This window comes from Microcystis sp. M049S2 (genome assembly GCF_020245625.1).
In the GTDB taxonomy this organism is placed as follows: domain Bacteria; phylum Cyanobacteriota; class Cyanobacteriia; order Cyanobacteriales; family Microcystaceae; genus Microcystis; species Microcystis ichthyoblabe_A.
The window spans coordinates 1-15108 of sequence record NZ_JADBUN010000092.1; the positions used below are offsets into that span (position 1 = coordinate 1).

Here is a 15108-nt window from a genome sequence, read left to right on the forward strand (position 1 = left end):
GTGACAGGGAGTGGTAGTTCATCGCCTCAGAACTTTACTAATGTCAATGGCACAGTCTTTTTTACGGCAAACAACAGTGCCAACGGGACAGAATTATGGAAACTAGATGCCAGTGGTAATCCAGTTTTAGTTAAAGATATTCGCACCGGGAGCAATAGTTCCAGTCCCAGTCGTTTATTCGCCATCGGCAATACCCTGTATCTTACGGCTGACAACGGTATCAATGGAGTGGAATTATGGGTTAGCGACGGCACAAGTGCGGGAACAGTTCTAGCTAAGGATATTAACGAAAGGAGTCCTAGTTCCAACCCTCGCAATCTAATTGATATCAATGGCACACTCTATTTCACCGCTAATAATGGTGTTAATGGCGAGCGGTTTTACAAAATTGACCCAACAACGGGTCAACCAGTACAACTGAGTGTACCTAATTTAAGAAACGATGATGCCGGATACCTTGACCAATTTACCCGGGTAGGAGACCGCCTCTACTTCCGCAACTCCAATTGGAATAATGAGTTTACAATTTACCGTCCCCTTTATACAATTGACCCCGCCACAGGCAATGTTGTCCAGGTTGCTGGTACTCAGTATGTAGAATATCTCACCAATGTCAATGGCACGCTCTATTTCCAAGCCTATAATTCTGCCAGTGGCTATGAACTTTACCGAATCAACAACACCACAGGTAATGCCGTATTAATTGATGTGGTGACAGGGAGTGGTAGTTCATCGCCTCAGAACTTTACTAATGTCAATGGCACAGTCTTTTTTACGGCAAACAACAGTGCCAATGGGACAGAATTATGGAAGCTAGATGCCAGTGGTAATCCAGTTTTAGTGAAAGATATTCGCACTGGAAGTAATAGTTCGAGTCCCACCACGCTCTACGCAGTTGGCAACGTCTTATACTTTACCGCTGATGATGGGGTGAATGGTCGAGAATTATGGCGTAGCGACGGGACAGCACAAGGTACAGTTCCTTTAGAAATCTATATCGGCTCCAGTACCCCAAATGTAAGTAATTTGATTGATCTTGGCGGAGTTCTCTACTTTACCGCTAATAATCCCACTTACGGAACCGAACTCTGGCGCATCAACTCTACCACTGGCAATCCTGAAGTTGTGGATGTTCATTCAGGTGCATCAAGCTCCAGTCCTGCTAACCTAACTAATGTCAATGGCACACTGTATTTTACCGCTACGACTAGCGCAACCGGGACAGAACTTTATCGCATCAATAACACCACAGGAAATCCAGTTCTGATTGATATTAATTCAGCCGGAAGTGGCAGTTCATCGCCGAGTAATTTAACCAATGTCAACGGGATACTTTACTTTACCGCCAACAATGGCACCAACGGTACAGAACTTTATCGCATTGATAACGCCACCAGCAATCCGGCTTTAATTGATATTGTGTCGGGTAGCAGTAGTTCTTCTCCCCAAAACTTGCTCAATGCTAATGGCGTTCTCTATTTCACTGCCTCTAACAGTGCTAATGGTCGAGAACTTTGGAAACTTGATCCAACGACTGGCAATCCAGTCTTTTTGAAGGATATTTATGTCGGCAGTAATAGTTCTAGTCCCGGAAATTTAACCTATAGCAACGGGAAACTATACTTCAGTGCTGATAATTACAGCCAAGGGATAGAGTTGTGGCAAACCGATGGCACCCCAGAAGGTACGACTTTAGTTAAAGACATTAATGCCACAACCTTGGGTTCTAGTCCTAGCAATTTTATTAAAATTGGCAACATTCTCTATTTCACCGCTAACGATGATGTCAATGGGACCGAACTGTGGCGAGCCAATCCGGCTACTGGTGTTGTCTCCCTGCTGGATATTTATCCCGGAAGTAATACTTCCAGCGTCAGCAACCTAACAGATGTCAATGGCACACTGTATTTCACGGCATTTAATGGCATCAACGGGACAGAACTTTATCGCATTGATAACACCACCGGAAATCCAGTTCTGATTGACATTAATTCAGGAAGCGGCAGTTCATCGCCGAGTAATTTAACCAATGTCAACGGCACACTCTACTTCCAAGCTTCTACCCCGACGAGTGGTTCTGAACTGTGGAGAATTGACCCAGCGACGGGAACCCCCAGTGTCATTCAGGTTGTATCCGGCAGTGGCAGTTCTTCTCCGCAAAACTTGCTCAATGCTAATGGCGTTCTCTATTTCACTGCCTCTAACAGTGCTAATGGTCGAGAACTTTGGAAACTTGATCCAACGACTGGCAATCCAGTCTTTTTGAAGGATATTTATGGCGGCAGTAATAGTTCTAACCCTGGCAATTTAACCTATAGCAACGGTAAACTATACTTCACTGCTGATAACGGGGTTAATGGCGTAGAGCTTTGGACAGTAAATGTTGACCAGATCACTACCATTGGCGTTGTTCAGAAAACCGGAGATGAGGATCAGGTCATTCCCTTTACAGCTAATGACTTTGCCAGTGTCTTTAACAGTGGTAGTGGTGTCCCCCTAGCCAAAATCAAGATTATTAACTTACCGAGTAACGGACTTCTCAAGTTAAACAATAGTCCAGTTGCTGTTGAACAAGAAATTGCTGTAGCAAATTTAGGCAATTTAACCTTTACCCCAAACACCAACTACAACGGAATCGCTGGTTTTACTTGGAACGGTTCGGATGGAACCAATTACGCACTTAACCCATCAACCGTAGCTTTAACTATTAACTCAATTAACGATGTTCCCACCGTTGCTAATCCCATTACCGATACCAGTATTTTTAGCAATCGGTCTTCCAATTTCACTATTTCTGCTAATACTTTCCAAGACTCCGATGTTGGCGATTCTTTAACCTACTCAGCCACCTTAGCCGATGGCAGTACCCTTCCCAGTTGGTTAACCTTTAATGATCGCACTTTTAGTGGTAATCCTAGTGCGGCCCAAGCGGGACAATATGATCTAAAAGTTATAGCAACCGATCAGAGTGGTACTTCCACAAGCGATAGCTTTGTCTTGAGTGTGGTGAATAGCGCTCCGACGAATATCACATTAAATAACAGTACTGTTCCTGAAAACAGCGCTAATAATACTGTTATTGGCCTGCTAAGTGCCTCGGATAACAATACTAACGATACTCATACGTTTACTCTGATTAATAATGCCGGTGGACGATTTGCGATCGTTAATAATCAATTGGTGGTCGCTGATGGTAGCTTATTGGATTACGAAACCAACACCCAACATACAATCCGAGTCAAAGCGACTGACAATACAGGATTATCCTACGAAAACAACCTCACAATCTCTATCTCTAATGTTGCAGACGATCTAGCTGGGGTCTTGTCCTTTACCGCCGCTGCGTTTAGTGTCAACGAAAATGGTACATTAGTGAATGCCGTTACCCTGCAAAGGACTAATGGTAGCGAAGGAACTGTCAGTGTTAATGTTTTATTAAGTAATGGGACGGCGATCTTTCCCAATGACTATAATTCCCTAGCTGTCCCTGTGGTTTTTGGTCCCGGAGAAACCAGTAAAACCGTAACTCTTCCTATTGTCGATGATTCTGATTTTGAAGGGAATGAAACCCTAAATTTAACTCTCAGCAGTCCCACTGGTGGCGCAACCTTAGGGACGCAAACAACAGCTACGTTAACCATTGTTGATAATGATTTACCAACGGTTTCCCTTGCGGTTTCTCCTGCGAGTGTAACAGAGGATGGAACAATTAATCTTGTTTACACCTTCACTCGGACTGGCAATACAGCTAATCCTCTCACTGTTAGTTTTAATGTAGGAGGAACTGCAACTTTTAATAATGACTATGCTCAAAATGGTGCGGCTAGTTTTAACACTACCAGTGGAACGATTACTTTTGCTGCGGGTTCGGATACCGCAACTTTAACCATTGACCCCACAGCAGATAGTATATTTGAACAAGATGAAACAGTTAGTTTAACTCTGGTTTCTAGTGCTAATTATAATCGGGGAACAACTAATACAGTTACTAGCACCATTATTAATGATGATGTTAATGCGGGTGTTCTCTCTTTTAGCAATTCTCAATTTAGTGTGAATGAAAATGGAACTCCTGTTGTTGCTGTTACCGTCAATCGAACAGAAAATACTACAGGCGCAGTTAGTGCAACTATTAACCTAACAAATGGAACAGCAACTGCACCATCTGACTACAATAACACCGCAATTACGGTTAACTTCGCCAACGGGGAAACCAGCAAAACTGTCACCATTCCCATCGTTAACGATACTCAATTTGAACCCAATGAAACCGTCAACTTAACCCTATCTAACCCAACGGGTGGCGTAACATTAGGAACCCAGACTACAGCAGTTTTAACCATTCTTAACGATGACTTACCGCAACGGGGGACAATTAACCTCAATAACAGTAACTACACTGTTAACGAAAACGGAACAGCCAATATCACCTTAACTCGGACTAATGGAAGCGACGGGGAAGTTAGCGTTATCTTAACCCCTAGTAATGGCAGTGCAATTGCAGGAGATGATTACACTAATACACCCATAACTGTCACCTTTGCTAATGGACAAACCAGTAAAAATGTTAATTTTGATCAAGCTAATAAAGGGCTATCTTTTGATGGTAATGATTATGTTAATGTTGGGGATAAAGCGAGTTTAAAAGTTTCTAATGCCATAACCATAGAAGCATGGATTAATCCTAGTGATGATGGTATTTCTTCTCTTGGTGGTGGAGGAATTCTTGTCAATAAAGAAGGTGAATATGAAGTTGCTCGTTATGCTGACGGAACCATTCAGTGGGCATTTGCTAATAGTAATCCTCGCTGGGTTTTTATTAATACTGGTTACGTGGCTCCTCTCAATCAATGGACTCATATTGCTGTAACTTATGACTTAGGATTAATTAAAACCTATGCCAACGGCATCTTAGTCCATACTTATAACGGTTCTGGAACGATTGGAGATTCTCATCTTGATCAGAATGATTTTCGGATTGGAGGAAGGCAACACGAAAGTCAATTCTTTCAAGGTTCAATTGATGATGTACGCATTTGGAATAAAGCCCGTACACAAGCTGAAATACAAGCTGATTTTAATCGGGAATTAACTGGCAATGAAAGCGGATTAGTCGGGTATTGGAATTTTAACTCAATTAATGGTAACACAGTTCAAGATTTAAGTATTAATCAAAATAATGGTACAGTTTTTGGGGCGCAAAGTACAACAGGCTTTTCAAAATCATTCATAATTGACGACGCCATTTATGAACCGACAGAAACCGTCAACCTAACCCTTTCTAATCCCACAGGTGGCGCAACCTTAGGAACCCAACAAACCGCCACCCTAACGATTATTGATAATGACGCAGTACCGGGAGTCATTCAATTTAGCAATGGGACTTATTCCATCAATGAGAATGGAACCCCCGTTACCGCAGTTACTTTAACTCGTAGCAATGGAAGTGATGGCGCAGTTAGTGTCAGAATCAATCTAACAAATGGAACAGCAACTGCACCATCTGACTACAATAACACCGCAATTACGGTTAACTTCGCCAACGGAGGAACCAGTAAAACCGTCACCATCCCCATCATTGATGACAGTATCTTTGAAGCGACAGAAACCATCAATCTCAGTCTATCTAACCCCACCAACGGCGTAACAATCGGCTCACAAAACAGCGCAATTGTCAATATTATTGACAACGACTTTAAACCCACCTTAACCCTTACTATTAGTGGGGAACAAGTCACCGAAGGTAACACCATTCAGGGAACAGTTACCCGCAATACCGACACCACAGACCCCTTAACAGTCACCTTAGTTAATAGTGAAAATAGTCAAATTACTGTACCGACAACTGTTACTATTCCCACCGGTGCAAATTCAGCCAACTTTAATATTAATGCGGTTGATGATACCTTAATTGAACTAGCGAAAAACTACACCATTATTGCCACAGCACAAGGATTTGTTAGTGGTTCAGATACTATTGCAATCATCGACAATGATGCAGTTACGTTAACCCTCAATATTCTCCCCCCTTCTGAAGGGGGGCCAGGGGGGATCTACGAAAATGGGGGTAAAACAACAGCAACAGTTACTCGTAATCTCGTTACCGATACACCACTACAGGTACAACTATCCAGCAACAATACTAACGCCGCAACCGTCCCTGCTACTGTTATCATTCCCGCCAATCAAGCATCTGTCACCTTTGAAATAACCGGAGTTGATGATACCGTTTTAGATGGTAATCAAACAGTTACCATCACCGCCAAACCTACCTATACAGGGACAAACTTAGCAACCGATACAGGAACCGCAACCACTAATATTAATATCATCGATAACGAAAGTCCCACTTTAAAAGTCGTTATTGACAAAGATGTTATCTCAGAAACAGGAACCGCAACAGCAACCCTTACCCGTAATACTAATACCAGCAGCGACTTAATTGTTACCCTCAATTCCAGCGATACCACCGAAGCAACAGTCCCCAACACAGTAACAATTGCTGCGGGACAAACTTCAGCCACTTTCACTATTACCGGAATTAGTGACGGAATCAACGACGGTAGTCAAACAGTAATAATTACCGCTTCAGCAACAGGCTTAAATAGTGGCAGTGACAACTTAGAAATCACCGATATTAATGTTCCTGATTTAGTCCTCACTCAATTACAAGGAATCCCCCCAACTTATACAACTAAGCAGTCTCAATTCACCTACACAGTCACCAATAACGGAATTATCGCTGCGACGGGAAGTTGGAAAGACCGAGTTTATTTATCAACCGATAATAAGTTAGACACCAACGACACCTTATTAGGAGAATTTGGCTTAGGAAGTACAGAAAATCAAGCCAATTTATTACCGGGAACCTCCTACAATCGCACAGTCACTTACTTTGCTCCCCGTAATCCAGGACAATATTACCTAATTGGGGTGACAGATAACGGAAATACCGTTAATGAAGGAGTCACAATTGGGGAAAGCAATAATACAACGATTACCCCAGTCACAGTAACACCTGCTTATCGTGGTACGGTTTATTCTGACACAGAAACTGCCATCGCCGGTAATCCCGTCACTCTCCGGGGACAAGCATTAAGTAATAGTGATAATTCTCCTGTAGCGTTTGAATTTGTCAAAGTCCGGGTAGAGAATAAGGGAAATATTCGAGAGTTTGATGCGTTTACCGATGGAAATGGTAATTTTGTCCGTCAATTTACTCCCTTACCCGGAGAAGCGGGGACTTATAATATCAATGCTTATTTCCCGGGGTTTGCGAGTGAAGATACTACCCCAGAAGATAGTTTTACTCTCTTAGGAATGCGGTTTGAACAAAATGACCAATTCTTAACGCAGGTTTCCCAACGGATTACCGAAGGAACCACCTTTAATGGGTCAGTGAAACTACAAAACCTCAGTAATTTAGGATTATCGGGATTAACTGCTACAGTCAATGGTGCGCCAAGTGATTGGACAGTTAATGTCACCCCAGAGAAAACAAGTTTAGGGGGTAATGAAGAAATCACAGTCAATTACAGTATTAATGTCCCCGATGATAAATGGAGTTATTACAACTTTGGTCTGGGATTAAGTACCGCTGAAGGCGTTACCGCAAATTTACCAATACGAGTAGATGTGGCGCGACTATTACCCCGTTTAGTTGCGGATACCAGCAGTTTACAAGCTTCGATGTTGCGGGGAGGTCAAACGATAGTCGAGTTTACGGTTAGTAATCAAGGGGAAATTGCGTCAGGACAATTAAATATTCTGCTTCCTAATGCGTCTTGGTTAAAGTCCGCTTCTGCGGTTACTTTACCGTCTTTAAATCCTGGTCAATCAACTAAAGTATCCTTATTATTACAACCGTCAGCGACCCAAGAGTTGACAGTTTATAACGGAAATGTCGTTATTTCTGGGGATGAAGCATCCTTAAGCTTACCCTTTAATTTCCGAGCGATTTCGGAAGCGAAAGGGAATCTTAATATTAGTGTTGTTGATGAATTATTCTTCTTTGCAGAAGGTTCACCCAGGCTAGAAAATGCGACAATTACCCTATTAGATCCCTTTACAGGAACCGTTATTTCCTCAGAAAAAGATGCCGATGGGATATTGTCTAAAACTGATTTAGCGGAGGGGTATTATAAACTGCGGATTACTGCGGATAACCATGATAATTATGAGCAGAATATTTATATTGGTGCGGGAGAAACAGAGAATATCCAGGCATTTTTGTCAAGACAAACGGTTAAATATACTTGGACAGTAACGCCGACTGAAATTGAAGATAAATATATTATTACGGTTCAATCGACGTTTGAAACCAACGTCCCAATTCCGACGGTGGTTATTGAACCTTCATCTCTAGATTTTGCTGATTTACAAGCAGTTGGTCAAGTTATGCAAATTGACATGAAAGTTACTAATCATGGCTTAATTGCAGCGAATGACATTGCTTTAAATATAGGTGAGCATCCATTTTATAAGATTGAGCCTTTAATCAATGGGGTTGACATTTTAGCCGCTAAAAGTTCGATTACTATTCCAGTCAGAATCACCCGAATTGCTGATTTTGATACTTTAGCAAGTAGTGGTGAAATCAGTACATCTTCAGGAATTCAAGTGCCTTGTTCATTCTCGCTAGGGTTGAGTTATGATTATGAATGTGCTGGACAGAAAATTAAAAGAGCTTTTCCTATTCCTGTTCTTAATGTTGAAGGAAATTGTAATTTAAGCTTAAATCCACTTCCTTTCCCCTATCCTAGTTTTGGTGGCTCTAATGGACCTGGTGGATCTGTTAGTGGGATAGTTATTCCAGATTTTAAAGTAACTTCTTCTGACTGTGATCCTTGTAACGAAAAACTAAAACAGGCAGTTCTTAAGTGTGTTGAAAAATTTATTCCATTTACTGATTGGCAAAAATGTATTAAAGATACTTATAAGTGTGTAGCTAGTTTTGGGAATCCCTCTGGACAAAGTGGTAGTGACTATTGGACTTGTGTTAAAGCTGTTTGGAACTGTATTTATGCAACAACAAAAACTCTCCAACCCTTTAAATGGTTAAAGTATCTGGAATGTGGTTATGAAATCATTCAAGCTTGTTTATTTCCTAGTGGTGGAGATTTTGCAGGAGGAGGAGCTGCTTTTAGTGCTGATACGTCATCTTTGCTCCAGTCAAGCTCAATTCCTGAATCCGCAATAAAACTTGTAAGTGATAATTTAAAGTCTCTTCAGTACCTTATTGATGCACAAACTTTACTATTTGGAGATTTTGTTTGGTGGCAAGCAGCAGAACTAAACGAAAATACTTTTAACAATTGGGTGGGCGAATTCAATGCAAGAACTGAGGGAACGAAAGCATCTGATGTTAAGATTTCTGATCAAGAAAGAAGTGAATTATTAAGTTTAACTCCACCGGAAGGAATAACCGCATCAGATATTAACAAATTTTTAGATCGCTGGAATCGCACCATAGATTATTGGGAAGCAGGTATATTTAATTCTGAAGATGTAGAAAATGAACAAGATAAAGATTTTTTAGCGATAGATATTTGGCAAAATGCTCTAGCAAAAGCTAATGAATCTATTGAAGTTAGTGAAGCAGCAGGTTTTGCTGATTTAGGAGAGCAATTCTACGACGGTGTGCAGGAATTAAAGGAAGCCTTAGATGGTAGTGGGGGAGTCTGCGCGACAGTCAAAATCAAAATCGACCAAGAAGCAGTAATGACCCGCGCTGCCTTCCTTGGCAATTTAGAAATAGAAAACGGTAACGCAACCAACCTAACTAACCTCTCCGTTATCCTTCAAATCAAAGACCAAAACGGCAACATTGTCAACGATAAATTTGGCATTACCGACCCCATTCTTAGCAATATCACCGCCGTTGATGGGACAGGAATCTTAACCGGAGATAACCCCGACACTCCCCAAAAAGAAGGAATTGGTAGCGCACAATGGACCTTTATTCCTACCAATTTAGCCGCACCAGAAACCCCCACCCAATACAACATTGGTGGAACCCTTTCCTACCTCGAAAACGGCAAAACTATCACCGTCCCCCTCCTAGCGAGTCCTGTAACCGTCTATCCCCAAGCCGAACTTTACCTCGACTACTTCCATCAACGAGATGTCTTCGCCGATGACCCCTTCACCGATGACATTATCGAAACATCCGTCCCCTACTCCCTCGCCGTCCTCATCAGAAATGAAGGAAAAGGAGACGCAAAAAACCTGAGAATCACCTCCGGACAACCGAAAATCATCGAAAACGAAAAAGGCTTACTAATAGACTTTCAAATCATCGGTTCCGAAGTCAACGGACAAGGCGTTACCCCCTCCCTAACCGTCAACTTTGGTAATATTGAAGCCGGAGAAACCGCCGTCGCTGACTGGTTACTCAAATCCAGCCTACAAGGGAAATTCATCGACTACAAAGCCACCTTTGAACACATCAACAGCCTTGGTAAAGCTGAACTTTCCCTCATCAAAGAAGTCAAAATCCACGAACTAATTCATACAGTTCAAGTCAATCACTCCAACCCCGACAACTTACCCGACTTCCTCGTTAACGAAACCTTTGACGCACAATTTACCCCCGATATAATCTACTTTAGCAGTGGCGGAACCGCACCCGTCAAAGCCGTCAAAAACGCCACCATTGACGCAACCCCAACCCTCAGCGACTTAACTGTTCAAATTACCGCCACCGTCCAAGATGGCTGGACTTACTTCCGCTTAGATGAACCCAGCAACAGTCAATACGACATCGTTAAAATCTTGCGGTCTGACGGTACAGAAATTGGCTTAGATAACTTCTGGACAACCGACCGAACTTTCCCCGCTACTGGTCGTCCAACCTATGAAAACATCCTCCATTTCTTTGACAATAACGCCACAGGAGGAACGAAAACCTACACGGTTGTTTACACCCCCGGTGGACCCACTATTACCGACATTATTGATGTTAGTCCAGACCCACGCGCCACAGCAGTTAACGCCATTACCGTTGACTTTTCCGAACCCATACAAGCCAGTAGTTTCGATTACAATGACTTAAGCTTAACCCTAAACAATGGCACAAACTTAATCAACTCCACCGTCACCATTGTTTCCCTCTCTTCCACCCGTTATCAAATCAGCGGATTAAACACCCTAACCAACAACGATGGAGACTATATACTCACCATCAACGCCACAGGAATCCAAGACACCGGCGGTAAATTTGGTAGCGGTTCACTAACAGAAACCTGGGAGAAAACCGCTGGCGGTAATGCCGACACCACCCCACCAGTAGTAACAGATATTGCTAATCTATTAATCAACCCGCGTAATCAACCAGTTCCCTCTTTAACCGTCACCTTCTCCGAAAAAATTGACCTCAGTACCTTCACTTGGCAAGATATTACTCTCACCCGTAATAGTGGCAGCAATTTAATTAACAATACCGTCACCATTACCACCATTAACGACACCACCTATCGAATTAATGGACTAAGTGGATTAACCACAACCGATGGAACCTATAACCTGACAGTTAACGGTAGTGGAATCCAAGACTTATCCGGTAATTCAGGAAATGGAACCCAGTCCGAAACCTGGGTAATGGATACCATCGCACCCGCAATTCCTACTAATATTACAGTCACCAATCCCCTAACACCTTCAGGAATAAATATTGAAAGCGCAGACCTCGCGCCATTACAGCCTTTAACTGCATCAGGACAAACCCGAATTGATACCACCAATCCCACCATTAGTGGTCAATTAGGAGAAACCGGATTAAAAGTCTTCTTCTACGACAAAATCACCAATCAACTCTTACAACAAGCAACCGTAAACGGAAGCCAATTTAGTAGTCAAGTTCAACTTCCCTCACCTGGCGCAAAAGATATAGAAATCCGGGTAGAAGATACCGCAGGAAACACCACCAATACAACCCTAAGTCTATTTGCAGACATCACCCAACCAGTCCTTACCCAATTTATCAACGTTCCCACCTCAACCGCCAACCCCATCAACAGTATTGACGTTCAATTCTCCGAACAAATTAACCTCAATACCTTCGATAAGAGTGATGTTACCCTCACCCGTGATGGTATCCCCCTCACCCTACCTAATACAGTCACCGTTGAATATCTCTCTGATACAACCTACCGCATTAACGGATTAGGCGACGTAACCAATACCCCCGGTATCTATAGCTTACAGGTTGACGCAACCACCATCCAAGACAACGCCGGAAATAACGGCGACGCAGCCAAAACCACAAGCTTTACCATTACTCCCCCTCCCACCCCAGGAGTCACCTTAACCCAAACAGCCGGAAATACCACCGTCACCGAAGGAGGTAACACCGATACCTACTCTCTCGTCCTCAAAACCCAACCCACTGCCGATGTCACCATTACCCTAACCAGTAACAATCAAATCACCCTCAATTCAACTAGCCTTACCTTCACTACAACCAACTGGAATACTCCCCAAAACGTCACCATTACCGCAGTAGATGACACCCTAACAGAAGGAAATCAAACTGCTACCATTACCCACAATATCAGCAGTACAGATACCAACTACAACGGGTTAACCATTGGGACGGTTAATGTAACCATTCAAGACAACGACGCAGAAATAAAAGGGACAGTTTGGAATGATATTGATGGCAATGCCGTTAATAATAGCGAACCCAGTTTATCAGGATGGACAGTCTACTTAGACACCAACAATAACAACCAACTCGATACCGGAGAAACCACAACCCAAACTAATGCTAACGGCGACTATACATTTAATAACCTGCGTCCGGGTAATTATAACGTCGCTCAAGTAGTGCAAACAGGCTGGAAACAAACCTATCCCCTCCTCAATATCACCACCACAGCGGCGGATATTCCCCTCGCAATTCCCACTTTAGAACTAATTTCTCCCGCTACAAGTAATCAAACCCAACTCAACTTCAGCACCGGCAACTACACAGTTACAGAAGATGGAACCGCCATCAGCGAAATTATCATCATCCGTAGCGGAAACCTCACAGGAACAGTCACAGCCACCCTAACCTTTAGCGATGGAACCGCCAAAGGTTGCGGTTGCGCCGCTAGTTCCGTCAACAATGATTTTAACCAAAATCCCATTACCATTACCTTCGCCGAAAACGAAATCAGTAAAGTCATTCCCGTCCAAAACGCCATCTTAAATAATCCCAACGCCATCCGCATTCGGAATGACAACAAAGTCGAAGGAAACGAATCCTTTACCATCAATCTCACCAACCCCACCAGTGGCGCAACTCTGGGGAATCAAAGTCAGGCAACCGTCACCATTCTCGATGATGAATCTCCCAATAATAATCCAATCACACCGCCTATCTCCAATCCCAGTAACACCATTTCTAACTCGCAAAATACTAACGCCACCAATCTAATTAACCTCGATGATTTCTGGTCAGATTCCCGCTTTAGCAACATCAAAGGACAGGGACAAAGCATAGTTATTATTGACACCGGTGCCGACTTAAATCATCCCTTATTCGGTGCGGATGCTAATAATAATGGTATTGCTGACAAGATTATCTATCAATACGACTTTGCTGATAATGATACTGATGCCAGTGATAAAAACAATCACGGCTCCCACATTACCAGTATCGCCTCCCAAATTGCTCCCGATGCTAACTTAATTATCCTCAAAGTCTTTAAAGATAACGGTTCCGGGTACTTTGCTGACTTAGAAGAGGCCCTACAGTGGGTTAATACAAATGCGAATACATATAATGTCGCATCTGTCAACCTTTCTTTAGGAGATAATCAAAACTGGACAACCGCCACCGGACGCTATGGAATTGGCGATGAATTAGCCGCCATTGCCGGACAAAATATTCTCATAGCAGCAGCAGCGGGTAACAGTTTCTACACCTTTAACAGTACCCCCGGATTAGCCTATCCAGCAGCCGACCCGAATGTAATCTCCGTCGGTGCAGTTTGGGCCGATGATTTCGGTTCTGGCAGCTTCAGTAATGGTGCTAAAGACTATACAACCGCAGCAGACCGAATCGCCAGTTTCTCCCAACGTCATCCCCTTTTAGATGTATTTGCGCCGGGTATTTTAATCAGTGGCGCCAATGCAACTGGTGGGACAATTACCATGGGTGGCACATCTCAAGCCGTGCCTTACATTAGCGCAATTGCTACCCTTGCTCAACAGATTGCTCAAACTTATTTAGGACGGGAATTAACCTTAACTGAATTTCGTACCTTATTAGACACCACCAGCAATTTAATTATTGATGGGGATGACGAAAACGATAACGTTACCAATACAGGAATCAGTTATCCTCGAATCAATGCAATTGCTTTAGCAGAAAGCATACTCAACCTCAATGACAGTAATTCTGGCTCAGGTGTAGTTAACCCAGGAAATAACAATAATAATGGGTCCAACACGGTCACTAATACCGTCAGTTTAGTTCATAATGTCACCCTGACTGGAGGACAGATACTAACGGGAATTAACTTCGGTAATCAGCAACTTCCCAGCAATCAACCACCAACTCTGAATAACATTAATAAGAGTGGGAATGAAGATAACCCCATCAACTTTAGTCAAACTGACTTTACTTCAGCTTTCAATGATGCTGATGGTAATACTCTGGTTAAGATAGAGATTACTGCTTTACCTAATAACGGTGTTCTCCAACTGAATAATACAGCAATTGCACTCAATCAAGAAATTGCTGTCAGCGACTTAAATAATCTCACTTTTAGTCCCAATACTAACTTTAACGGGAATATTACTTTTAGTTGGAACGGGTTTGATGGGAGTGTTTATGCAGATAATGCTGCGACAGTGAATATCACTGTTAACCCAGTAGATGATGCACCAACCGTCCTCAATCCGATTACAGATGTCAATGTTGACGAAGATGCAGCTAATACCGTCATTGATTTAAACAATGTCTTCACTGATATCGATAATGACATCGCTTTAATTGTTAAATCAGTATTCGTCAATGACAATCCGGGATTAGTCACCGCTACCATCGTTGACAATCAGTTAACCCTCGACTACCAAGACAATCAATCAGGGATAGCTAATATTACAATTCGGGGAACA

1 protein-coding gene is annotated in these 15108 nt (G+C 42.6%); it reads left to right on the forward strand.

What is annotated here, in order from left to right; translation table 11 throughout:
• Positions 1 to 15108: ELWxxDGT repeat protein (locus IM496_RS07840; protein ID WP_287661678.1), on the forward strand; the 15108-nt coding region annotated here is incomplete at both ends.